Source organism: Paenibacillus sp. KACC 21273, from assembly GCF_028736095.1.
Lineage (GTDB): Bacteria > Bacillota > Bacilli > Paenibacillales > Paenibacillaceae > Saccharibacillus > Saccharibacillus kyungheensis.
The window spans coordinates 305,944-330,983 of the sequence record NZ_CP117876.1; the positions used below are offsets into that span (position 1 = coordinate 305,944).

The window sequence follows — 25,040 nt, forward strand, 5'->3', positions numbered from 1 at the left end:
ATCATCCTGTTCATAAAGAAAAAAGGGGATGATTGTTATATTTAAGATGATCAACAAACGCAGATTAAATCAGCTACACCTTTCTATTACAGCGGGTACACTGGCTGTCTCATTACTGCTCGGTCTTGCTAGTGAAACGGTTAGTGCGGCGAGTAAAGAACAGCCAGAGATTCGTGCCAAAAATGTGATTATGTTAATTCCAGATGGAATGAGCATGGATGGTACAACGTTAGCCCGTTGGTATAATGGAGGCAAAGCATTAGCACTTGATGAAATGGCAAGCGGACTTGTGCGTACATATTCTGCGGATGCCGCTATCGCTGACTCGGCTCCCGCAGGAACAGCTTTTGCTACAGGATTCAAATCACATACCGGTTATGTAGGCGTATTGCCTGATCAAAATACAATGCCAGGGCTTCCCAAATTAGCACCTGGTGATGCTAAAAAACCTGTTGCCAATATTGTAGAAGCAGCAAGATTAGCAGGTAAATCGACAGGAATTATAGCGACTTCTGAAATTATGCATGCGACTCCGGCAGACTTTAGTGCTCATTATCCAGATCGAAGCAATTATGATGCTTTGAGCGAACAACAAGTGTATGCAGGTATGGATGTGGTACTTGGTGGCGGAGCGACATACTTTACACCCGCAGGACGTGAAGATGGCGAAGATTTGACCAAAGTGATCGCGAGCTCTGGTTATAATATCGTTAAAAATACAGCAGAACTAAAAGCCGTTTCTTCCGGCAAATTATGGGGAATGTTTGCAGATACAGCGATGGCAAACGATATGGATCGTGATCCTGTGAAGCAACCAAGTATAGCGGAAATGACAGACAAAGCGATTCAAGTCCTTTCCCAAAATGAAGAAGGATTCTTCTTGATGGTAGAAGGCAGTAAAGTGGATTGGGCAGCTCATGCCAATGATCCGATCGGGATTATTAGTGAAGTGAATGCTTTTGATCGCGCTGTTGCGAAAGCACTTGCTTTTGCCAAACAAGATCAGAATACATTAGTGATTGCGGCTACCGATCATGGTAATGGTGGAATTACGATTGGAGATGCAGGCACAACCGGAACATATGACGAAGAACCGTTGTCTACTTTTATCGCTCCGTTGAAAAAAGCAAAAGCAACCGGTGAAGGATTGGAAAAGAAATTCAATAGTAACCGTACCAATATCAAAGCAGTGATGAAACAATACTATGGCATTACTGATCTGACAAAAGAAGAGATCGCTACAATCAAAGCAGCTGAAAAAGGACGTATGAATTACGCAGTCGGTCCAATGATTAGCAAACGTGCTCATATCGGCTGGACAACAGGCGGTCATACGGGCGGTGAAGTGGTTCTGTATTCGTATGCACCGGGCGGTGTACAGTTAACAGGAGTGGTTGAAAATAGTGATATCGCTGGTTATATGGCTTCAGCATTGCAAGTGGATCTAGCAGATGTATCGAAGCAATTATTTGTACCAGCCAAAACTGCTTTTGCAGCTAAAGGCGCTACCGTTAAATGGGATGCGACTGATGCTCGTAATCCAGTGGTGGTAGTCACCAAAGGAAACGATACATTGCGTTTGCCTGTATTTAAAAATACAGCAGACTGGAATGGCAAAACAGTAAAATTAAAAGGCAATGTTATTCATAACGGTGTACAGACTTATGTACCACAAGATGCTGTTGATTTATTTTCATAAGTGATACCAAATGAAAAGTCATATCTCTTATTAAGAGATATGACTTTTTTTACGTACAAAAATATCGATATAAACTACATTAAAATATATTATGATGAAGAACTTCCGATATCATGTTTTTCAGACAACACATTTTTGTCAGCTAACATCTCAATTAACTCTTTAGCATTTGGCGTCGCATCGCCAGCCGAATTGTTATTGAATACCACATAGACATGTTCGGACTGGTTCTGAATCTCTAACAGTCGATCCCGCCATTCTGTCAATTCTTCGGTATTGTATTTGTATAGATATCTTAGCTTACGCCAGTTCGGATCACTACTTTTATGCCAGCCATCTACATTGCGTCCATGCATCCGTACATAGGTAGCTTGTTTGGAAGTAGCGGCGGTAATGATCGGAATCGAGCCCATGCCTGCTTGAGGTTCATCAACAATCGTATGAATCCAATCTTCTTTACGCATAAAGTCCAGTGTCTTTTCGCGGAATTCTGGCATATACCAGGTCTGGTTACGAAATTCTAAAGCACAAGGAATATCGCCCATGAGTTCACGTGTTTCGCGCAGGGTATCGACATTGTCACGATTACATTCAAACCACGGTGGATATTGAAATAACGCCATCCTTAACTTGCCTGCATCGATCGCCGGTTGTAACGACACATGGAATGCTTGGAACATTTCTTCTTTGGTATCAAAATAGTTCTTTTTCCCGCGTAAATGTCCGGTCATTCCTTGATACGCTTTGAATACAAACCCAAAATGATCAGGCGTCTGTTCTACCCATTTGGTTACATTTTTGACAGGTTGAACGGCATAAAACGAACTATCTATTTCAACGATAGGAAAATGTTCACTATACGTAGGTAATCGTTCTGGCGCTTTGATTTTGCCATAGAGTTCGGGATGATCTCCGAATCCGGTAAGTCCGATTTCAATCATGCTCATTTCCCTCCTAGCGTCTCTAATTGGATAATAATTTTGAATTCTAAGTAGTATTAAACGAAAGAGATAAATCCTTAAACAAATGAAATGATCGTGTCTCTACATATATATTATTTTTTCTATACTTATAGCGAGCTTTACAGATGTATAGATCAAGAAAGTACATTGTATTTCTCTTTATTTTTGTACGTTACTGATAGTTTTTTATCACAATGGGTAAATAACATAGGAGCACCAATTATATTTCCGTACTCAATTTGATTGAAGGAGGATGATTGTAATGACGAATCCAGATATACTTAGTGCAATGAAGAACAGAAGAAGTATCTATGGTATTAGCAAAGAAGCTGTAACTTCTGACGAACGTATTCAAGAGATTGTAGAAGAGGTGGTACTACATACACCATCCGCATTTAACTCTCAAAGTGCTCGTGTAATTGTGTTGTTAGGTGAAAAACATGATCAACTATGGCAATTTACTACTGATATTCTAAAAGAAATCGTACCTGCTGACAAATTCGGCCCTACACAAGAAAAAATGGATAGCTTCCAAGCTGGTTATGGTACCATCCTATTTTTCGAAGATGAGTCGGTTATTCGTGGTATGCAAGAGCAGTTCCAAGCATATCAAGATAACTTCCCGGTATGGTCACAACAATCTTCCGGTATGCATCAATATTTGATCTGGACATTGCTTGAAGCTGAAGGTTATGGCGCTTCACTACAGCATTACAATCCACTGATTGATGAGAAGATCAAAGCAGAATGGGATATTCCAGAATCATGGAAATTGGTTGCAGAAATGCCGTTTGGTAAGCCAACAGCACCTGCAGGCGACAAAGAGTTCAAGCCGCTTGAAGAACGTATTCGCGTTTTAAAATAATGGCTAATAACAAAAAGCAAGCTAACTACAGTTAAATGCTGTAGCTGGCTTGCTTTTTTTGCTGGAATGATTCTATCTGGATTGTATATAAGAGTGGTATTTCATAACAAAAGTCATAAGCAATCTTATAAGCAATGATAATACTGAAGTGAGCTACAGCTCTAACATAAACGAAGCTTTATCTTGCTCTACACCATTAATATAGATCGATACATAATGGATACCTGCATAATATTTACGTGTAGTAATTTCTTTAAATAGATGCTTTTTGCGGATAACATGGGTGCCAGAAGCGAAAGATTTGGCTGTCCATTTGAACCGTTTAGGAGCATTTTTGCCGTTTGCTTTCATATGATGAATCTCGTAATCAATCCGCAACGATTGGTCTGTAGCCGATTCGTTAACCAGTGTAAATGAAAACTCAACATAATCGCCCATCATCACTGTAGTCGGCTGTACTTGAAAATGGGTTATATGTACGTCTTCACTGGCGATATAGCCGAACAATTGCAATATAGTAGGATGATCACGCTTCAGCAGTGTACGACAGCCATGACGAACAATCCAATCTGTATGAGTATGATGACCATACCATTGTTGAGCTAACTCGGCGATACGATCAGGATGGTCTTTGGCAATATCATTTAGATGATTGGCTACACTTTTACGTACATAAAGCGAAGGATCGTTGTTAAGTTTGGTTAATCGTTCTAGCGTTGGCGATGGATCTTGAATAAATAAAGGCAACTGGGTCGCCCAGGGTAAGCGTGGACGGAATCCTTCACTCGCCAGACGGCGTAGATGCTCATTATCGCTTACGATCCAGCGATCCATCTGCTCTAACATCTGTACCGGATATCGAATAATAAAAGGACGTACAGCAAATTCAGCACTAGAATACACAGTGAATACTTCCAAAGCACGTATCGACACATCCAAATGTTCCAGACCATTTAACTCTACATAATCCGGGAAAAATAAATATTCTACACCCCGACAGTAGGGAGCCGCCTGAATTAAGATATCGATAGCTTGCGGATAAGGTAGAGGAAGAGCAACCGTAATCGCTTCAGCAATATGCCGTAACCGTTGTTTGAAAGCAAGTTCGTGCCACCGATCATCATAAATCTGTTGCAAAAATAGATCTGCTTGGAACTCGGAAGATTGTTCTATCATCACATCAACAAAATGTTGTAAAAAAGATTCGCTAAATCGATCTTTAAAATTTTCCATCGTAGAACTCCAATCTTTTTGAATATAGGTATACATATTTATAATAACTAACCGATAAAAGAATATATACTATAAATTAGTTATAAGAAAGAAGGAAATACATTGGGAGAATTTTTGGATGTATACAAAAACAGAAGATCAGCAACCAAATTTATACCAGATATTCAGATCACAGAGAAAGAATTAGATGAAATTTTCAACCTTGTTAAGCTTGCACCTTCTGCTTTTAATTTGCAACATGTTCATTATGTAGTCGTTAACGATACTGAAGGTAAGCAGAAAATGTATGAAGCTTCGGGTAAGCAATATAAAGTACTTACTTCATCGGCTGTAATTGTGGTGTTGGGCAATACACAAGCTCACCAGCATACAGCTGAGATTTATGAAGGTATGTTCAATCTAGGAATACTTAGTAAGCAAGAATATGATCAGACCGTGTCTTCTACGATCCAGTTTTATCAAGATCGAGGCGAGATTTTTCAAAAAGAAGAAGCGATTCGTAACGCAAGTCTATCTGCTATGGCATTGATGCTTATCGCCAAAGAAAAAGGCTGGGATACTTGTCCAATGATCGGCTTCGATCCGGTACAAGTTGCGAACGAACTGGATATTCCAGATACCCATGTACCTGTTATGATGATTACTATTGGCAAAGAAGATACTTCCAGTCAAAGACCTCGCGGTTACCGCAAGCCTGTCGCTGAATTTGTAAGTTATCATCAGTTTCAATCCAATTGATATCTTCTTTTAATTATATAGCAAAAAAAGCGGAATATCTCCTTTGTATAAGGGGATATTCCGCTTTGATTTATGATCGACTATTATGAATTGGCAGGTTCATTGTCATGAGATTCATGGTGATCATGATCGGTTACAACGTTCGCTTCTAATTCTTCTCCTTCAGGAACAGCCACACAGCTGTCATCTTCATTGTCTTCTGTATGTTCGATATCCAGTTCAGGCAATGCCCATACCGATACGCTACCACCGTTGACAGGGAAAGTCGCCCAACCGTCTTCTTCAATCGTAATATGATCTTCACGCGCATTGGTCATGTCTACCCAGATTTCACCAGCATGATCTTCACCGATAAACATCCGTTTGTCGCCACCATCGCTATTAGACATCACGACTGCACAACCAGAGCGTTCGATCTCTTCGCTACCTTTACGTACCCAACCGATAATATTGGCATCATCGAAGTAATCATCTTGTTCACCATAAGCTTTGTGGTAACGAGAGTATAGTAAGCAATCCAGCATATCTTTTTTACCTTCTACTGGATGTTCGCCACCGATTCCGAAATAATCACCATAGAATACACAAGGATATCCATCTTTACGTAGCAAAATCAATGAATACGCTAATGGTTTGAACCAATCTTCGATCCATGACTCTAACGCTTCATTTGGTTGAGAATCATGATTATCGACAAATGTTACTGCATTGGTCGGGTGAGTCTGTACTAACGTATCGTTGAAAATCGTAGACAAATCAAAAGCAGCTCCAGATTGAGAAGCTTCATGTAATTTGTAATGTAGTGATACGTCAAACAGGTCAATCTGATAATCAACAGTATCCAAGAATTCCTGACAAGCAGCTAATTCAGGATTCCAGAATTCGCCTACAATATAGAAATCTTGTCCACGTTTGTTGATCATTTCGCCTACAAATTCACGTAGGAATTCATAGTTAATATGTTTAATAGCATCCAGACGGAAGCCGTCACAACGGGTAGTATCGATCATCCATTTACCCCAGTTGATCATTTCTTCACGAACTTCTGGAACATTATAATCTATGTTAGCAAACATCAAATAATCATAGTTACCAAATTCATTATCTACATTTTCATTCCATTGTTTGCCTTCATCAGCAATACGGAAAATACCTGTGCGTTCTGCACGAGCATCATAATCTGTACCATTGAAATGATGATAATCCCATTTGAAAGCAGAATATTCTTCGCCACGACCCGGGAAAGTGAACTTCGTCCAACCTTCGATTTCGAATGGCTCAGAAATTTCTTCTGTCCGGTTATTCGGATCGACTTCGATGACATGGAATGCTTCCGTTTCATCTGCTCCTGCTTTGTGATTCATGACTAGATCGGTATACACATTGATTCCAAGTCGGTGACAGGCAGCAATCGCATCTAGCAATTCTTTTTTGGTACCATATTTAGTACGTACCGATTCTTTTTGATCAAATTCACCCAAATCATACAGATCATACACACCGTATCCTGTATCCTGTGGTGTATGTCCTTTGGTTACCGGTGGAATCCATACCGTTCCGATTCCTGCTTTTTTAAGGTCTTTTGCTGTCTCCTGCAATCTTTTCCAGTGTGAACCATCAGCCTCGACATGCCATTCAAAAAATTGCATCATTGTTACATTGCGACTCATCTATTATTACCCCCTTGATCTTTTCAAGCGAACGACCTGCCACCGGAGGAAGAAGAGAGACCATAACTCTCAAAAGTACCAATCTCGGCGTAGACTGCGTACGGCTGTGAAAAACATTACCCATTTAGTTAGGCATGTTAAACGTAGCAAAGTGCAGGTTATCGCTATAATGTAGAAGAGTATCTACTTTTAATAAGCGATTAAGCCCATTTGAGCAGGAATATCGCTCTATTTCGCGTTTTTTATAAAAATAATCTTTTAGCAACATCAGAACAACTTTTATAAAAATCCAAAAATGAGAACGATTACAAATAATAGCCATTATTATTTACCCTTATCAACAACAATCAAGTCAGTATGTAATGTAGAAAAGATGATAAACAAAAAGCCTTGAAAGCAATCTTCAAGGCTTCTTTTAAAAAATAAATATACAATAATAGTTGTCAGGAAAATAAATTATGCTTCTTCGACTTCAAAGCCAGCTTGTTTCCATGCTGCTGTTCCGCCATCGATATAAGCTACATCTGTGAAGCCCATTTCTTTAAGAAGGTAAGCACCAAGAGCAGCTTGTCCGCCTGCACCACAAGTCACTAGAATCGGACGTGAACGATCTGACAAACGACCATCGCGCAGTTCTTCTGGCAATTGTAGATCAGCACGAATTGGCAACATACCCAACGTGATATTAGCGCTACTTGGAATTAGACCACAAGCTCCAGCGTCTTTAGCATCCTGTACATCAATAATAAATGTTTCAGGTTGTGCGTTGATTTTTTTGCGTGCTTCTTCAGAAGATACACCAGGTACGTTATTTCTTGCTTTTGTTACCATATCCGTAAATGTTAATGCCATTGTTCATCGACCTCCAGTTAGTTAGTGTGAAAGTAGTACTTCATCATTATTTTACCACAATTTAACAACTGTATTCAGCATACAATTAGTTTAACTTTTCACCAGCAAGTACTTTTTGAATATCACTTTCGACTTCTGCTGGATCAAGACGTGATGGATATTGTTTAACCACATTTCCCTTTTGGTCAACCAAGAATTTGGCAAAATTCCATTCGATCTCGCCTGTACGAGAAGGTGCAGGAGTCTCATTCACTAGATATTGGAACAATGGATGAGCAGTTTCACCAATCACATCTACCTTGGAGAATAGCGGGAAACTAACGTTGTAGTTCACCTGACAAAAAGATTTGATATCTTCTTCTGTGCCTGGCTCTTGTCCTTTGAACTGGTTACAAGGGAAGCCAAGTACTTTGAATCCTTGTTCTTGATACGTATCGTATAATTTTTGCAGACCTTCATATTGAGGAGTTAGACCGCAACCACTTGCTGTATTCACAATAAGGAGTACATCACCATTGTAATCGGCAAGAGACTTTTCTTCTTTATCAATTGTTGTTGCTGAATAATCGTAGACTGACATTCTATTCCATCTCCTTTAAAAATGATTTTGCAAAATTTAATTTTCATAAATATATATCTTAATTGTAACGTATCCATTTTAAATGTCAATGTCCAACTTGATCAACTTCATGTAAACTGTAAACAAAGCAAAGGTCTTTTTTTCTACAAATAGCACACCCGTATACGATACAGGAGGCGGTAAATGATGAAACTATTATTGTCTGGATTTGAACCATTTGGTGGTCATACTATCAATCCAACACAGTCTTTATTGCAAGCGATGGAAGATTATTCATTTACAGATATTTCGTTAGAACTGCATACGATCTTGTTACCTGTACACTATGATGAATGTGTCGAATTACTGCTTGCTGAAGTGGAGCGATTCCAGCCTGATATCATTATCGCTTGCGGGCTTGCAGCAGGACGTACAGCTGTTAATTTGGAGCGGATTGCAGTAAATATCAAAGACATCGAAGCTTCTAGTTATGCTGATAACCGTAACGAACGTCCACAAGATGTACCGATTCGGGCGAATGGACCGGATGGATTATTTTCAACGTTACCGATTCGTGTGATCACTGATCGATTGATTGAAAATGGGATTCCAGCCTTTATTTCCAATACAGCCGGAACGTTTATCTGTAACAATGTCATGTACGGTATGCTGGATTATGTAAAGCAGTCTAGTCCGGGTGTTATTGCAGGCTTTGTTCATTTTCCAGCTTCAACAGAAATGGCTCTGCATAAGCCAAGTCTTCCGACATTGCCGATCAACTTAATGTCCCGAGCACTACAATTAATTATACGTACGACAGTAGAGCAATTGCAAAAAGACGAATAATTGCCAGTCCTGTCTGTAGTCTATTCTTATAAATAAAAAGCAAAAACCTCTTATTTCGGTGATCTATCGAAGTAAGAGGTTTTTGTGATGTTAACTTGTGGTAGAAGAGCGTGAACGTTGTCTACTGTACCATCGATAGATCCAGATGATGATTGCCCATATCAGACTGACCAACATAATCGGGAACATCAATAATAACGGAATATCAATTAACGCTCCTATTGGATCTGGATGAGTTAGTTGATAAATATACCCCGGCAAAAGAGCACACAATCCCAGTACAAATAAGATTGTCGTACCGATCCAGCTTTTACGAGAAAAACGTGAACCTGCCAAAATAATAAATAATAAAACCAACAATTCAATCAACCAGACTATGCGAAATAAAGGATCTGGAAATACACTTGCAGGATTAATCCATCCCATTGGAGATTGCACCACCGTTTCTATTCAAACGTGATTACAATTTTACCTTTAGCATGATGAGTAGCACTCAATTCATGAGCTTCTTGTAGACCTTTTTCAGAAAAAGGAATTTCAGTGCCGACGATGGCTTTGAGCTTGCCTTCAGCCATTAATAACGCTAACTTTTGCAATTGTTCGCCGTTAGGTTGTAACCAGATCGATTTGGCAGTCACATCGTATTGTGCTTTGAGTTTTTCATCCGGTTCTCCAACGATCGAGATTAAGCGTCCAGTACCGGGTTTGAGTACTTTGAAGCTATCGGCTTGAATCTTATCGCCCATCGTATCAAATACCAGATCGACATCGGACAAGATTTCAGAGAAGTCAGCCGATTTGTAATCGATTATTTGATCTGCTCCTAATGATTCAAGAAATTCTTTATTTTTTTCGCTAGCTGTTGTAATAACATGTGCACCTGCATTTTTAGCAAGTTGGATCGCCAGACTACCTACGCCACCTGCTCCTGCATGAATCAGTACCGTTTCACCGGCTTTCAATTGTCCATGATCAAACAGAGCTTGCCATGCAGTTAGTCCTGCCAACGGAATCGAAGCCGCTTCTTGAAAAGTCACACTGACAGGCAATGCTGCTAATAAATGATCATCTACCAACGTGTACTCTGCGTACGTACCAAAGCGCGTTGTTTCCGGACGAGCGAATACTTCATCTCCGATTTTCCATTCGGTAACCGCAGAGCCGACTTCTGTAATCACACCAGCAGCATCCCATCCCAAAATAATCGGGAACTCCCAATCCATCATTTGTTTTAAATAACCCGCACGTAATTTCCAGTCAATCGGATTGATCGAAGTCGCTTTTAATTTAACGACTACTTGATGTTCTCCGGGCACAGGATCAGGAACATTCATTTCTTTCAGTTCTTCTTTTTCACCGTATTGTTCGATTACAACTGCTTTCATTATTATTCCTCCTTATATGCTATGACTCTATAGTTAACATACACCAAATCATACATCTTGAATAATTAGTAAAAAGTCTAATTATTTTGCGTCAAAACCAACATTTCTGGATGCTTTTGACCGTTATATAGATTAGAACATGAACTATTTTGCGCAAATCTGCAAATGATTCTTACATAAATAGTAAACATCAGAAGAAGATGAAGGAGCCGTTATGAAAAAACAATGGCTAGTCCCCATAATTGTATTCTTATTAATCGCTTTGCCTGTATATGGATTTATCAGGCAATATCTTGACGATACAATCAAACATCCTGTCTCACAACATGGAGTCATGGATTTGCGTCAGTGGGATTACACAGCAGATGGCACGGTTCCCCTCAATGGAGAATGGGATATTTACCCCTCTGTTTTGCTGAATCCGCAAGATTTTCAACATGGAAAAGCAATATCGACGAATACTCCGGCTCAACCTATTCAAGTTCCTCAATCATGGAATAAAGTGATGGAGCAACATGGAGCTTCTGCTTTTGGATATGCAACGTATCATTTGCGTATTCTGGTAGCAGATCCAGAGCAAGCAGAACGCATGTATGGTATTCATGTCAAAAATATCCGTACAGCTAATCGCATCTTTATCAATGGACAACTTGTAGGATCTAGCGGGTCTCCGGGGACAACAGCTGCAACGACGATCCCTAACAATGTTCCTTATAACACATGGGTTCCTGTAAATGGCAATACGATAGATCTGGTTGTTCAAGTCTCGAATTATAGTTATTCGTCTGGTGGTATCGTTTATCCGATCAATTTTGGTGATCTGGCTTCGATTACTAAAGAACGTGAAATTTCGATTATTAGTGATATCGCAGTGATGGGAGGATTTCTGCTTCCCGGTCTGTATGTATTGATTCTTTATCATATGCGTCGTAAAGATCAGACATTGCTATATCTAGGATTTTTCTGTATCGCTGCTTTTGTACATGTACTAACACATGGAGAAAAGTTATTCAGTATGATATTACCTGATCTTTCCTACGATATTGTATTGCGTGTTCAACTCATCTGTTCGGTAACCTTCTATTATTGTTTGCTGTTTTATGTAAGCAAATCGTTACCGAATGTAGCTCATCGCTGGGTGTTACGTATGTATCGAATCATGTCTATCATCTTGCTGATTATGGCGTTAGCAACACCGACAACTTTTTTCACTCAGGTGGATAAAGGATGGTTTTTCTGTAACTTGCTTACAGTGGCATATATCCTCTATATCGTAGTAAGAGCCGTTATTCGCAAGCAACCGAATAGTCAGGCGATGCTGTTAAGTGTGCATAGTCTAGCGGTCGTTGCGATTATTAGTTTAATCAGTCTGCGAGGGATTATCGACAATACAGTAATTATTCCTTTAGAAGTATTATTTTTTGTCATTACGCAGTGTCTGTTGATCGGTCGACAATTTGCTCTTTCTTTTCAACAAATCGAGAACCTATCTCAGCAATTGCTGACGTTAGATGAATTAAAAGATGAATTTATAGCCAATACATCACATGCGCTTCGTACCCCTTTGCATGGCATGATTAATATGACGGAATCACTGATAGAAGGGGCGGCCGGGCCTGTAGCAGACCAGCAAGCGGAGCAACTGATCTTAGTATCTTCAACAGGGCGTAAGTTAGCAGCATTAATCAACGATATTCTGGATTATTCCAAATTGAAAAATGGTGATCTGTTGTTAGATCGCAAAGCGGTTGATCTACGTACTGTTGCTGAATCCGTACTGGAAATTGTTAGTTATACCGCAGCAGGACGACAAATTGTATTTATCCAAGAATGGCCTGAATATGTACCTCCACTGTATACCGATGAAGATCGGTTAATTCAGATTTTATATAACTTGCTTGGCAATGCTGTGAAATTTACTGAACAAGGAGAGATTCGTTTTATTGTAGAAGTGGGTGCACAAGCGGTTACTTTTTCTGTAACAGATACAGGTATCGGGATCGAAGCAGATCGGTATGAAGATATTTTCAAATCATTTGAGCAAGGGTTAGGGCTATCAGAACAAAGTTATGCTGGTACAGGGCTAGGACTTAGCATCACCAAAAAGCTAGTTGAGCTGAACGATGGACAGATCACTGTAGACTCGGTTCCCGGTCAAGGATCTACTTTTACAGTGACATTGCCGACAGCGGATGTACCGATCACCAAAGAACTTACTACGTTCTCCAAACCGATCACTGTTCAACATGAAGTCAAACAATCGATCTCCAAAAACAAACCTATGTTACAACGTGAAAAAGATGCAGTAGCACATAACGATGATGAATCATCTGTTGCTCCGCATACGCATGTTATTTTGATTGTCGATGATGATCCGATGAACTTGCAGGTGTTGAACAACATTTTATCGTTACAACAGTATGTGGTGATTGAAGCTCAAAGTGGGAAGCAAGCGTTGGATAAATTACGGTACCATCCGAAAATTGATCTAATGATTACCGATTGGATGATGCCAGGAATGTCTGGACTAGAATTATGCCGGCAGGTTCGTCAGCGGTATTCTCTATCTGAATTACCGATATTAATGTTGACTGCACGAAGTCGTCCTGAAGATATTCAGAATGGATTTGCAGCAGGGATTAATGATTTTCTAGGCAAGCCTGTTCATGCGATTGAATTAAGAGCACGTGTGAATACATTATTAGCACTCAAATCATCTGTACAGACTGTGTTACGGACAGAAATGGCTTTTTTACAAGCACAGATCAAGCCTCATTTTTTATACAATGCGCTGAATACGATTATTGCGATGTGTTCGATTGATCCAGATCAAGCTTCAGAATTGTTGATTGAGCTGAGTCAGTATTTACGGCGAAGTTTTGATTTTCAGAATCGAGATCAGTTAACGACATTGAACAAAGAAATCGAATTGATTCAATCGTATTTATTTTTGGAAAAAGCACGCTTTGATGAACGTTTGCAGATTGTATGGGATATTGATCGCGAAATCGGGCAAATGATTCCACCGCTTAGTATACAACCGCTTGTTGAAAATGCAGTACGACATGGACTGATGAATAGAGCAGCAGGCGGTATACTGACAATCTCGATTCAAGAACAACAGAATGATCTATTCGTACGTATTCACGATGATGGTATCGGTATCGCACCTGAAAAGATTCAAGCGTTGTTAGCAGGCGAGTCTGCGGCGTCTGCCAATAGTGGTGTAGGTGTGATTAATATTCACAAACGTCTACTCGCGATGTACGGGGAAGGGCTACAAATTGAAAGTACTATCGGTAAAGGAACAACGGTAAGCTTTATGATTCCGGGAGGTGAAATAAGCGCATGAGAGCGATTTTGATCGATGATGAAAAACCAGCATTGTTACACTTGGAAAAACTGTTAAACAAAGATGGCAATATTGAGGTCGTTGGAAAATATACATTTGCTCAAGCAGGGATCGATCATTTGAAAAAAGATAAAACTGATATTGTTTTTCTCGATATTGGGATGCCTGAGATTAATGGGCTAGAAGCGGCTGAATATATTCAACAGATTGATCATAGAATCAAAATTATTTATATTACAGCCTATTCTGAATATGCTTTAGAAGCATTTGAATTAAATGCACTGGATTATATATTAAAACCGATTGTGCCTGTTCGTTTTCAAAAAACGTTAGAACGGATACGCAATTCGATTCCAGCCACTCAAGTGGTAGAGACCGAGCCTGCTGAAGATATGGTCAAAGTATTATGCTTTAAGCGGCTTACTTTACAAGATGGACACCATGATGGCAAAAAACTAAAATGGCGTACGATGAAAGCTCAAGAGTTATTTGCTTTTCTGATGCATCACAAAGGAGAATGGGTCTCCAAAGAAAAAATTATAGATGCGTTATGGCCGGAATATACAGAAGAAAAAGCAACCACTCATTTGCATACATCGGTATATCAGATTCGGAAGTTACTCAAAGAATGGGGTATCACTACCAAGCTGGAATATGCACAAGAAGGATATCGATTGAATCAAGAAGGTATTATGAATGATGTAGATCGATTTGAAGCAGGCATTCAAGCGGACAAAGATTATGCCGAAGATTGCTATCATCAAAATGAACACTTGTTATCGTTATATCGCGGCGATTATTTAGAAGAACATGATTACCCCTGGGCAAGTATTCGTCGCCAAAATTTATTGCAAGCTTATATGAATCTATTGTTCACAACCGCTCAATATGAGATCAATCATAATCGGGAACAACAAGCTATTCAGCGTCTATTAAGCGCATGGCAAAAAGATCCGTATTCAGAAGAAATTTGCCGATTGTTAATGACTGCTTATGCTAGTATTGGTCATTACGCTTTGCTGACAAGTTGCTATCGAAGTTTTGTGAATTTACTACAAGAAGATCTAGGCATTGAACCTCAAAAAGAAACGATACAATTATATCAACGACTTCACCAATAAATGACCAAATTTATAATTATAAAAAGGATAGGGGGTTCGCGATGGCGCATTATCGTGGACGTGATATCAGTCGGTATTCGCTGTATATCTGTTGCATCAGTCTGCTAATGATGGTGGCTTGGGGATGGGGAGCTGTACAAGATGTTCAAGCAGCCGAACAATCCACTTCATCAGACAGCTTATCATCGCCTGTTGTACTAGCAGGGTCATCGGTGGATCTAGCGGATGTAGGTGTGAATATTCTAGCAGGGTGGCTAACAGGGACGTCCACCGCTATGGAATATAGCATAGATTCTACTAACGGCATCAATGGTACATGGGTTCAAGCAGAAATGATCGTTACCCCTGTACAATGGCAACCCGGTTATCTGTATATTCGAGAACAAGCAGATCCTACTAATGTTCGCTTAGTAGCGGTTATACAGTTGGGTAGAGATGGCTCTTATATATTTGTCGATCCTACCGTAACATCTATTGCCCCAACGAATGTAGATTCGTCGCTTGCAGAACCTGTTATCGGATCACCAGATTCCGCAGATATCGCAACGACTCCTATGGTTACAAATGATGCGAATAGTATAGAGACCAAGCCGCTAGTTACAATTGACCCGGCTACAGATTCTACTTTGCCTACCATCCACATCAACAATCTTTTAGCGATTCAACAACTAACAGCGAACAATGATCATCAATTAACGATTTCAATCCCAAAAGATCAACCATCGATTCAAGTACCGATTGAAGGTTCATTATTACAAGCATTGTATGAGCAACAGGGTTCGCTGATAATTGTGTGCCCGCAAGTAACGTATACTTTGCCTATCGCTATACTACCGCAACAACAATTGATTCAATCATTTACTAACTCGCCATCAGCGGTCACTCCAATTACGCTAATTATCAATATCAGTACACCATCCAGTAGTGAGTTAGCGCCTTTGCAATCTATTGTGAACCAACAAGGGCTGACGATGATCGGTTCTCCGGTAGGTATTCAATTACATGCTGAATATAACGGACAGACAGTAGCCGTGAATCCACAGGGAAGTGACCAGAGTCTCGACGTAACAATGTCAGTACCGCATACAACCTCTACTCCTTCTGCTAATGCTACAGTCACTACAGCGATTGTGTATCATAGTGATCAGACGATCAATCCTGTTCCTACAGTGATCTCACCCTCATCATCAGCAGACAGTCAATCACTAGCACGTATTCATGGATGGAGTAACGGTATCTATGCACTAATAGCTCATCATCCATCTTTTGTCGATATGACTACACATTGGAGCCGTACAGATGTGAATGATATGGCTTCAAGGCTTGTTGTAACAGGGGAAAAAGGAGGAGTCTTTGCACCGGATCGACTGGTAACCCGGGCGGAATTTGCAGCGATGATTGTTAGAGCACTGGGATTGTCGGCGGAACCTAGCAAAATTACTTTTTCCGATGTGCATGATTCTGATTGGTATGCTGGTGTGATTGGCAGTGCAAGTAATCATGGATTGATCGAAGGATATAACGATACTACATTTCGCCCGAATCAACAGATTACCCGCGAAGAAGCAAGCGAAATATTGAGTCATGCGATGAAATTAACAGGCTTGAGTACAGATATTACGACCAATGAAGCCAATGCACAGCTAAGTGGTTTTTCCGATCGCAAGCAAGTCTCCAATTGGGCTGTGCCTGCACTGGCTTTGGCTGTCAAATATCATATTGTTGAAGGGAATCAAGGAGCTATTGAGCCACAAAGCGATGTGTCACGTGCACAAGCAACAACTATGATTCGCCGATTGTTACAACGATCCGGTTGGATCTGATCCAACTTAACTGAAATTAAGACTACAATACAATAAAAGCCTATCCCTAAAATGTATCATAATAGGGGTAGGCTTTTGTCATAGAGTTAGTGTTCATTGATCGTATCCTGTAACCACCGGGCACGATATACTTCAGGCGAACAACCAACCATTTGTTTGAATAATCGGCTAAAATGAGTCAATTGCTTGAATCCTACCAATCGACTAGCTTCAGTGATCGATAGATCGGATTGATATTGCAATAATAAGGTAGCTTGTGTAATCCGCCGATTGTATAGATATTTGAATACTGTAGTTCCTGTTGATTGCTTGAACACACTCGCAATATAAGGCTTGGATAAATGAAGATGATCGGCAATATCATCCAGAGTGATATCTTTCATATAATGGGCTTCGATATAATCCAGAATCGCTTGCGCATATCCTGATTTTCCGATCCGTTCATAAGTGATATGTTCTTGCTTACAACGTTCAGCAAGCAGAGATAGTAGATCACACATCCGCATTATAAATCGCAAAGATACTTTTTCATTTGGCTGAGGAGCGATCTGTTGTAGATAAGCTAACGATTGCTCCCATTCTGCTTGTTGTTCTGGATTGAGAGACAACCGACAATTCCCGATATGTTCAAAAGGGTACAGCAATTCCGAGATATGTTCGGGTTGAATATAATTGTGTAACACCGCTGGATCGAAATGCAAAATCGAGCGAATATACGGTTGATCAGGTGCAGGATGAGGGCGATGCAAAGTCATACCGTGCATTAATAACACATCACCCGGACGCAGATCATAGCTACGATCTCCTATAATGTAGGTGCACACTCCAGCATGAAAATAATAAATCTCATAATGTAAATGAGAATGGAATCCGTCTACAGTCGGTGGTTGAAAAGGCATTTCCGAGCGATATCCATAAGTCACAGACTGGTCTAAGCGCAATGTATTAGGCATCTTGCCAGTATACCTCCTGCAATGGGGTCTATTCATCAGATGATCTTGACTCCATTGTAACACTGGCAGAGAGCGCTAGGACAGACGATTGGCCAAAGGAGCAGTATTAAATCCTTGCAGTGCGTTTGTTCTTTTCCACGCTTGTTGTTGTGCGAGCAGACATAATTCAGCGGCTTTGAACGCATGCTCTTGAGTCATCGCATGCTCAGTTCGCTCTAATACATCTAGAATCAACTGACCGAAAAATGGAAAGCCTACTTTACCTTTAACTTCAAAATGATATTCCCCTTCATGATTAACAAGATAGACATGATCACCTGTGTTATCCCGAGCAATATCTACATATTTACGCAGTTCAATATAACCGTCTGTCCCTAGAATGGTAGTGCGTCCATCTCCCCATGTGCTAAGACCTTCAGGGGTAAACCAATCTACACGCATATACCCTGAAGCGCCACTATTGCCTAGCAATGAAATTTCACCGAAATCTTCTAATTCAGGATATTGTGGATGATGAAAATTAGCGACACGACTATGCTGAATTGTCGCATCTGTAGAGCCGGTAAATGTCAAAAACTGCTCAATCTGATGACTGCCAATATCGCAAAGAATACCTCCATATCGTTCACGCTCAAAAAACCAATCCGGTCGCTTTGTTGCTTGCAAGCGATGTGGGCCTGTACCAATAACTTGTACTATTTGTCCGATAGCACCTTGCTGAATAAGTTGTTCTGCATAGACAGCACTTTCTACATGCAGGCGCTCGCTGTAATAGACCATATATTTGCGTCCACTACGAACGGTTTCGACTTTGGCTTGGGTTAATTGTTCTAAGGTGGTGAAAGGCGCTTTGTCAGTAAAATAATCTTTGCCAGCTTGCATCACCTGTATGCCAAGCGGTCCCCGATCTGCTGGAATAGCAGCGGCAGCGACCAGAAGAATCTTTTCATCTTGTAAAATATGTTCTAAGGTTGGCGCAACGCTCACTTGAGGAAATTGCTTGCAAAATTGCTGTACTTTGAGCGGATCAGGATCGTATACCCATTTTAGCGTAGCACCGGCTTGTATCAGTCCTTCGCACATTCCGTAGATATGCCCGTGATCCAGTGCGGCCACAGCAATTTGACATTGATCGTGTGCGCAGACCGGTTGGGATTGATATTCACTGGTTGGTGCATAGAACATACCGTCTTTTTGCGAATGACTCATAGTGTAATCTCCTTAACATAGCTTGGTTTGGTTTCTATTATTTATAAGTAGCACTTAGATCAGCAGGCAATTCATCTGCCGAAGAATGAGGCTTGGCAATAGAAGATTGTTGTTTGCGTTGCTCCAATTCATGCTCAAATTGCTCTTCACTCACAGGTAGTTCTACCCAATCATCGATCCATGTCGACAAATACATCGCATTGGATAGACTTAGACCACGAATCCCTTCTTCGCCGGGAGCAATCAATGGAGTACCATGCTGAATACTTTCAATCCAATTACGTATAATGCCAGGATGTCCAGTCTCGATCCCTTCAATCGGAATCTCGCATTTCCAACATTCAGGATGTCCGAACTTGCCTGTATAATTTCGATTAAATGCCGTTTCGGATTCACGCAAACGCCAGAAAGTTAGCGTATCGTTTTCGATCACGATTTTGCCTTGATCACCTGTAATTTCAAATCGATTACTACCCGGATATTCGCCTGTAGTTGTAATAAAAACGGCTGTTGCGCCATTCTCATACTCTGCATAGGCAGTCACATCATCTTCTACTTCTATATTGCGATATTTACCGAACTGGCAAAAAGCACGTATTCGGGTTGGCATCATCCCTGTTGTCCATTGCAACAAATCAAGCTGGTGCGGACATTGGTTGATCAATACACCGCCGCCTTCACCACTCCATGTTGCCCGCCAACCACCGGAATCATAATAACTTTGCGAGCGATACCAGTTCGTAATAATCCAATTCAGACGTCTGATCTCCCCTAATTCACCTGAAGAAATCAAGTCTTTTAATTTGATATAAAGTGGATTGGTGCGTTGATTGTACATAATCGAAAATACACTGCCACTTGCTGCCGCCGCTTCGTTCATTTCCCGTACTTGTCTGGTGTATACGCCAGCAGGTTTTTCTACAAGAACATGAATACCTTTGGCAAATGCGAGCGCGGCTTGTCTGGCATGATCATAATGTGGAGTCGCCAGAATCACTGCATCTACTGTTCCAGAAGAGAGCATGTCTTCGGCATTGCTCCAAAATGCAATAGTTGGTGATAGCTGTTCACTCACCCAATCACGCATCATTTCGCGAATATCACAGACAGCGACCAGTTCTGCCCCGATAATCGTCCCTGATAATAATGTACGAGCATGAGCACTCCCCATATTCCCGACACCAATAATACCTACACGTATAGTAGAAGATGTATCTTTCATCGTTGACCCTCCTTGATAGACTGTCCGGCAAGTTCACGAAATGATCTGGCAAAATACGATAACATCTCAAACGAATCCATTTGCCCGCTAAAATCTTCAACACCCAGATAACCGTCATAGCCTACACTTTGCAAATCGCTAATGATCTGTTGCCAGGGCACAATCCCTTCAAGTATAGGTGCCCACTGACAATGCCATTGCTGATCTTGCTGAATCCATGCTGCATTTTTGACATGAACATGAGCGAGATAAGGCCCTAGCAATTGAAGCCCCATCCGGTAATTTTCATATCCTTCATGTACCATATTGCCGGGATCGTATAAGACACCTACATGCTGTGGATCCAGATGTTCGACCAGACGTAACGCCGCAGAAGCACTAGCAGCAATTGTCTGATGATGGGTCTCTATTAGAGCTTGAATCCCGTATTGTTGAGATAATTCTTGTACACTGGAAAGGTAACGGGTAGCTTCTGCATCCAGATCGCGATAATGACGGCTACGATCATACATGGGTACACCGACACGCATCATCGAAGCCCCTAATTGGCTGGCAGTGGCAAACGCATGATGGGTACTGTCCAGATCCCCACATTTCAGATAAGGAACAAGAGCAATCGACTCTAATTGATGTTGTTGTACAGATTGCTTGATAATAGAAACACTAGGTTCAGTATGTTCTGGATCAATCGAACAACGATTATGTCGCCAAAAAGAAGGAGCTTCTGCTTGCGCATCTTGCGGAATAGCAGCAAAGCGCCACTCAATCCCGTCTATACCTGCCTGTGTAGCTGCTGTTATCAATTGTTCTGGTGTAAGATCAGGCGTACATACAGTAAACACTGAAAGTTTCATACGTAAATAGTCAGCTCCTTCATCATCGGTTAGGATAAAAACAAATACATTGATTTGCACAATGTACCATGTATTTGTATCCAATAAGAGGATCGAAGCGTAGAAGTAGAATAAGGGATAAACAAAAGAGAAAAGCGGTTAGTGTGAGATAAATGAATAACGGGTAAATATACAATAACGACATACATAGATACCGAAAGGATGAAAACAATGAGTATGATGAAAGCTGTAGGAGTAACCCGTTATTTGCCAATTGATCAACCGGATAGTCTATTGGATGTAGAAATACCCAAACCATCTGCTAGCGGACGTGATTTGCTTGTGCAAGTTCAAGCGATTTCGGTGAACCCTGTAGATACAAAGATTCGAGCACCCAAAGATCAAGTCGAGGAGAATCCTCGTATTCTAGGCTGGGATGTAGCTGGAACTGTTGTTGAAGTAGGAGAGCACGTGACCGATTTTCAGATCGGGGACGAAGTCTTTTATGCAGGAAGTGTGACAAGAGCAGGAGGTAACAGTGAATACCATCTGGTTGATGAACGTATTGTAGGTCATAAGCCGAAGTCACTTGATTTCGCTGCGGCTGCCGCACTGCCGTTAACATCATTGACAGCATGGGAAGCTATTCATGAACGTCTGGGTATCTCTGAGGATGCGTCAGCGAACTCGGGTCAGACGATTCTGATTATCAATGCCGCAGGTGGCGTTGGTTCTATCGCTACACAGATTGCTCAGCAAGCAGGCCTAACAGTGATCGGTACAGCGTCTCGTTCAGAGACAACCGATTGGGCTAGAGCACATGGAGCTGATCATGTGATCAATCATCATGATGAATTTGTTCCTCAATTGCAAAAGATAGGTATCTCTGATGTAAATTATATTTTATGCTTAAATCATACCGATCAACACTGGCAACATATGGCGGATGCGATTGCTCCTCAAGGCAAAATCTGTTCGATTGTAGAAACAGAGGAACCGATTGATCTGGAAGCACTCAAAAATAAAAGTGCTACCTTTGTGTGGGAATTTATGTTCACCCGTTCGATGTATGAGACAGACGATATGAACGAGCAAGGTGTGATTTTGAACCGGATTGCGGCTCAGATTGATGAAGGTAAGCTTCGAACAACAGAGACGAAGCGTCTGCGTCCGATTAATGCGGCTCAATTGCAAGAAGCTCATCGTTTGCTAGAAGCAGGAGATATGATCGGCAAATTGGTATTAGAAGGCTTTGAATCTTAATCAATATCTTGATCTATATACAGGAGGCACACGATGAGTACGAATGAACAGCTCAAAGCAACGATTCGCAAAACAGCAGATGAAGCGTTCGACAAAGAAATGGATGAGATCAACCGCCAGATGAAAGATGAAGTATTGATCGCTTTGATCGGGGATGTAAATGCAGGGAAATCTTCTACTATTAATCGCATTGTAGGCGAAGAGGTCGCAGGTGTAGGGGCAGAACCTGGAGAGACTACAGAAATTAAGCCTTATGCTTATCGGGAAAAAATTATTTTTATCGATACACCGGGATTGAATGATGTGAATCTAAGCAATTCTGCGGTTACCCGTGAATACTATCGCAAAACAGATGTAGTTCTTTTTTTCCTCAATGCCGCAGGAACGGTCTACTCGGAAGCTGAAAAAAATTCGTTACAAGCGTTAGAAAAAATCAATAGCAACATTATTATTGTACTGAACAAAATTGATGCGGCAGATGAGATTGATCGTCTGGTTCGTCGTATTCAACAAGAAACCGGTCATAAATATCAAGTGATTCCTGTGTCTTCACGTACCGGACAAAATATCGATACACTACGTGATAGTATATTGGATTTGTTGAAAAAAAAAAGTAAAGACATTTTATTCGCCCGTACGATCAAAGAAAAGTCGTCAACCGCCAACAAATGGATTATTGGCGCGGCTACTTCGGCGGGGGCGGTAGGAGCGGCACCGATTCCGGGTGCTGATATTATTCCGATCACTGCTATTCAGATAGGTCTGTTAACTCGATTAGCTGCACTATACAACAAGCCGATTAGTCGGGAAACGGCTAAAGAAATTGTGATCACCGCTATTGTGGGTAATCTAGGCAAAAGCTTATTTGCTCAAGTGCTCAAAATCTTCCCTGGAGCAGGTTCTGTAGCCGGAGCAGGGGTAGCAGGTGCAATTACACTGGCACTCGGGTATTCTGTCAAATACGCATATGAACGCAATATCGAAGTGACTCCCGAAACGGTAGGCAGATTATATAAAAAATTCCGCGAACGTACCAAAAAACAAGATGTATCTCAAATCACATCATTAGATGATCCCAAGTAACGATAATGATGTGAATCGAAAGGCTGGATAATGTATTGAAGGCATTACAACGCATACAAGGGCATATGATGCGCTGGATTCAAGAACGACACTTTGCCGAAGGGCAGTTGATTCATGAGCGCTATAAGATTTGCCGTCGTTTGGGCAAAGGTAGCTATGGTGTCACTTATCTATGTGAAGATATCCAGACCGCGCAGACCTGTGTTTTGAAAAGAGTGTATCCTTTGCGTGGAGGTCATGTGCGAGCACAATTGATCTATGAACGTGAATGCAGAGCGATGAGTGCAATAGATCATCCTAGTATTCCGTCATTGCTAGATACATTTCAGTATCATCATTATCATTGTCTGGTGATGGAATATATTGAGGGTCATAATTTAGGTGAGTGGATTTTTGAAGAGGGGCTTACCTTTACAGAGCTTCAATCGTTACAATGGATCAAGCAATTAGTAGAGGTTGTAACAGTGATTCATCAACAAGGATGGGTACATCGAGACATTAGTCTATCCAATGTGATCTATCATCAACATAAAGTCTATTTGATCGATCTAGGATTGATGTGGCAACAAGGAGAAGGAACAGCAGATGTCGCTCTGCTCGATGAACTGGTGAGTGGCGATCAGGAAGAAAAGCGGATTAGACGCGCACTAGATGTAACGAGTGATTTTTACGGATTAGGGCATTTGTTATTATTTCTTCTCTATAGCTACGAAGAAGAGGGGAATTCACATTCTTCACTAATAGATCGTCAAGAACGTAGCTGGGAAGAGGAATTACAACTTCATCCACGTACACATCAGATGATTCGTAAAATGCTTTTGGTAGCGCCAGAGCAACCGTATCAGCATATTGATGAGATTGTGCAAGATATCGATCGGATTATTACAGATTTGGAATCTTTACCTACTAACAACAGCATATACCCAAATATCCCGCCAGTCTAATATCGGATGTATCTACGATAGACTGAGCGGGATATTTGTGATGTGAAGATAACTGAATATACATAAGAACATGATAGCGGTATTAGCTACTGCTGTACGAACTAGAGGAACGCTTCCCCCGATAATGACCACGTCCATGTTGATTGTGGAATCCTCCACGACGATAACGATCACTACTGCTATACGAACGACGACGATTTTTTTTAGATGAAATGATTTGCTTGATAATACTTTTCAGAATACCCATAATTGTTAGCTCCCTTATGTGCTTTTTTGGTTATTATTTGTATTGCTGTCACGTGAATAAAGATGAAGTAGGTCATATGGCATGATAAACGTTTAACATATCTGCATTAAAAATCGTTGTTTTTCCTCTTCATCTCTCCTTTTTACGAAAGATACACGATAAGGTTTCTAAATTTTATAGC

22 protein-coding genes are annotated in these 25,040 nt (G+C 40.8%); 10 read left to right on the forward strand and 12 right to left on the reverse strand.

The features are described 5' to 3' along the window. Nucleotides 1-46 precede the first annotated feature (46 nt). A complete protein-coding gene (locus tag PQ460_RS01400) occupies nucleotides 47-1,699 on the forward strand; it encodes an alkaline phosphatase (RefSeq protein WP_274171519.1) in 1,653 nt (550 codons plus the stop codon). Nucleotides 1,700-1,788: 89 nt separating this feature from the next. On the opposite strand, the gene PQ460_RS01405 is transcribed toward PQ460_RS01400, so the two are convergent. Continuing rightward, complete coding sequence (locus PQ460_RS01405; protein ID WP_273614048.1) at nucleotides 1,789-2,640, reverse strand: DUF72 domain-containing protein; 852 nt, start codon at nucleotides 2,638-2,640, stop codon at nucleotides 1,789-1,791. A 283-nt stretch (nucleotides 2,641-2,923) separates the two neighbouring features. Here PQ460_RS01405 and PQ460_RS01410 point away from each other — a divergent pair, with 283 nt between their 5' ends. Then, nucleotides 2,924-3,526, forward strand: coding sequence for a nitroreductase family protein (locus tag PQ460_RS01410; RefSeq protein WP_204826005.1), 603 nt, complete (start codon nucleotides 2,924-2,926; stop codon nucleotides 3,524-3,526). A 153-nt stretch (nucleotides 3,527-3,679) separates the two neighbouring features. On the opposite strand, the gene PQ460_RS01415 is transcribed toward PQ460_RS01410, so the two are convergent. Then, nucleotides 3,680-4,759 carry a DNA alkylation repair protein gene (locus PQ460_RS01415; RefSeq protein WP_274171520.1) on the reverse strand — a complete coding sequence of 360 codons (1,080 nt, stop codon included), beginning with the start codon at nucleotides 4,757-4,759 and terminating at the stop codon, nucleotides 3,680-3,682. Between the two features lie 102 nt (nucleotides 4,760-4,861). Here PQ460_RS01415 and PQ460_RS01420 point away from each other — a divergent pair, with 102 nt between their 5' ends. Then, nucleotides 4,862-5,497: a nitroreductase family protein gene (locus PQ460_RS01420; RefSeq protein ID WP_273614046.1), complete on the forward strand. Its 636-nt coding sequence runs from the start codon at nucleotides 4,862-4,864 to the stop codon at nucleotides 5,495-5,497. An 83-nt stretch (nucleotides 5,498-5,580) separates the two neighbouring features. Here PQ460_RS01420 and PQ460_RS01425 read toward each other — a convergent pair whose 3' ends face one another. From PQ460_RS01425 to PQ460_RS01435, 3 genes are all read right to left on the reverse strand, one after another. Beyond that, nucleotides 5,581-7,167, reverse strand: a complete 1,587-nt coding sequence (locus PQ460_RS01425; RefSeq protein ID WP_273614045.1) for an alpha-amylase — start codon at nucleotides 7,165-7,167, stop codon at nucleotides 5,581-5,583. Between the two features lie 456 nt (nucleotides 7,168-7,623). Continuing rightward, nucleotides 7,624-8,019 carry a rhodanese-like domain-containing protein gene (locus PQ460_RS01430; RefSeq protein WP_204826008.1) on the reverse strand — a complete coding sequence of 132 codons (396 nt, stop codon included), beginning with the start codon at nucleotides 8,017-8,019 and terminating at the stop codon, nucleotides 7,624-7,626. An 85-nt stretch (nucleotides 8,020-8,104) separates the two neighbouring features. Next, nucleotides 8,105-8,599: a glutathione peroxidase gene (locus PQ460_RS01435; protein WP_204826009.1), complete on the reverse strand. Its 495-nt coding sequence runs from the start codon at nucleotides 8,597-8,599 to the stop codon at nucleotides 8,105-8,107. Between the two features lie 183 nt (nucleotides 8,600-8,782). Here PQ460_RS01435 and PQ460_RS01440 point away from each other — a divergent pair, with 183 nt between their 5' ends. Continuing rightward, nucleotides 8,783-9,424 carry a pyroglutamyl-peptidase I gene (locus PQ460_RS01440; RefSeq protein WP_337993961.1) on the forward strand — a complete coding sequence of 214 codons (642 nt, stop codon included), beginning with the start codon at nucleotides 8,783-8,785 and terminating at the stop codon, nucleotides 9,422-9,424. A gap of 90 nt (nucleotides 9,425-9,514) precedes the next feature. On the opposite strand, the gene PQ460_RS01445 is transcribed toward PQ460_RS01440, so the two are convergent. Both PQ460_RS01445 and PQ460_RS01450 read right to left on the reverse strand, forming a co-directional pair. Then, on the reverse strand, nucleotides 9,515-9,850 hold the full coding sequence (locus PQ460_RS01445) for a hypothetical protein (RefSeq protein ID WP_274171521.1): 336 nt from the start codon (nucleotides 9,848-9,850) through the stop codon (nucleotides 9,515-9,517). 20 nt (nucleotides 9,851-9,870) lie between these two features. Next, nucleotides 9,871-10,809, reverse strand: a complete 939-nt coding sequence (locus PQ460_RS01450) for an NADP-dependent oxidoreductase (RefSeq protein WP_274171522.1) — start codon at nucleotides 10,807-10,809, stop codon at nucleotides 9,871-9,873. Between the two features lie 214 nt (nucleotides 10,810-11,023). On the opposite strand from PQ460_RS01450, the gene PQ460_RS01455 reads away from it, so the two are divergent. The 3 genes from PQ460_RS01455 to PQ460_RS01465 are packed head-to-tail and all read left to right on the forward strand — an operon-like array spanning nucleotide 11,024 to nucleotide 17,105. Beyond that, complete coding sequence (locus tag PQ460_RS01455; protein ID WP_274171523.1) at nucleotides 11,024-14,161, forward strand: hybrid sensor histidine kinase/response regulator; 3,138 nt, start codon at nucleotides 11,024-11,026, stop codon at nucleotides 14,159-14,161. After that, entirely contained in the window at nucleotides 14,158-15,282 is a 1,125-nt protein-coding gene (locus PQ460_RS01460; protein ID WP_274171524.1) for a response regulator, read from the forward strand. Before PQ460_RS01455 ends, PQ460_RS01460 begins: the two co-directional genes overlap by 4 nt. 41 nt (nucleotides 15,283-15,323) lie before the next feature. Next, nucleotides 15,324-17,105, forward strand: coding sequence for an S-layer homology domain-containing protein (locus PQ460_RS01465; RefSeq protein ID WP_274171525.1), 1,782 nt, complete (start codon nucleotides 15,324-15,326; stop codon nucleotides 17,103-17,105). 86 nt (nucleotides 17,106-17,191) lie between these two features. Here PQ460_RS01465 and PQ460_RS01470 read toward each other — a convergent pair whose 3' ends face one another. From PQ460_RS01470 to PQ460_RS01485, 4 genes are all read right to left on the reverse strand, one after another. Beyond that, nucleotides 17,192-18,058, reverse strand: coding sequence for an AraC family transcriptional regulator (locus PQ460_RS01470; protein ID WP_274171526.1), 867 nt, complete (start codon nucleotides 18,056-18,058; stop codon nucleotides 17,192-17,194). 75 nt (nucleotides 18,059-18,133) lie between these two features. Then, a complete protein-coding gene (locus PQ460_RS01475; protein WP_274171527.1) occupies nucleotides 18,134-19,267 on the reverse strand; it encodes a Gfo/Idh/MocA family protein in 1,134 nt (377 codons plus the stop codon). Between the two features lie 37 nt (nucleotides 19,268-19,304). Further along, the gene (locus PQ460_RS01480; RefSeq protein ID WP_274171528.1) at nucleotides 19,305-20,489 is read right to left on the reverse strand and encodes a Gfo/Idh/MocA family protein; all 1,185 of its coding nucleotides are present in this window, start codon (nucleotides 20,487-20,489) and stop codon (nucleotides 19,305-19,307) included. Next, nucleotides 20,486-21,343: a sugar phosphate isomerase/epimerase family protein gene (locus PQ460_RS01485; RefSeq protein ID WP_274171529.1), complete on the reverse strand. Its 858-nt coding sequence runs from the start codon at nucleotides 21,341-21,343 to the stop codon at nucleotides 20,486-20,488. Before PQ460_RS01485 ends, PQ460_RS01480 begins: the two co-directional genes overlap by 4 nt. A gap of 210 nt (nucleotides 21,344-21,553) precedes the next feature. Between PQ460_RS01485 and PQ460_RS01490 the strand changes: the two genes are divergently transcribed. From PQ460_RS01490 to PQ460_RS01500, 3 genes are read left to right on the forward strand one after another with little or no spacing between them, the layout of a single operon-like run. Continuing rightward, nucleotides 21,554-22,585, forward strand: coding sequence for a zinc-binding alcohol dehydrogenase family protein (locus PQ460_RS01490; RefSeq protein ID WP_274171530.1), 1,032 nt, complete (start codon nucleotides 21,554-21,556; stop codon nucleotides 22,583-22,585). A gap of 33 nt (nucleotides 22,586-22,618) precedes the next feature. Next, complete coding sequence (locus PQ460_RS01495) at nucleotides 22,619-23,668, forward strand: YcjF family protein (RefSeq protein WP_273614033.1); 1,050 nt, start codon at nucleotides 22,619-22,621, stop codon at nucleotides 23,666-23,668. Between the two features lie 35 nt (nucleotides 23,669-23,703). Continuing rightward, on the forward strand, nucleotides 23,704-24,612 hold the full coding sequence (locus tag PQ460_RS01500; RefSeq protein WP_274171531.1) for a serine/threonine protein kinase: 909 nt from the start codon (nucleotides 23,704-23,706) through the stop codon (nucleotides 24,610-24,612). 82 nt (nucleotides 24,613-24,694) lie between these two features. On the opposite strand, the gene PQ460_RS01505 is transcribed toward PQ460_RS01500, so the two are convergent. After that, complete coding sequence (locus PQ460_RS01505) at nucleotides 24,695-24,859, reverse strand: hypothetical protein (protein WP_273614031.1); 165 nt, start codon at nucleotides 24,857-24,859, stop codon at nucleotides 24,695-24,697. Nucleotides 24,860-25,040 lie beyond the last annotated feature (181 nt).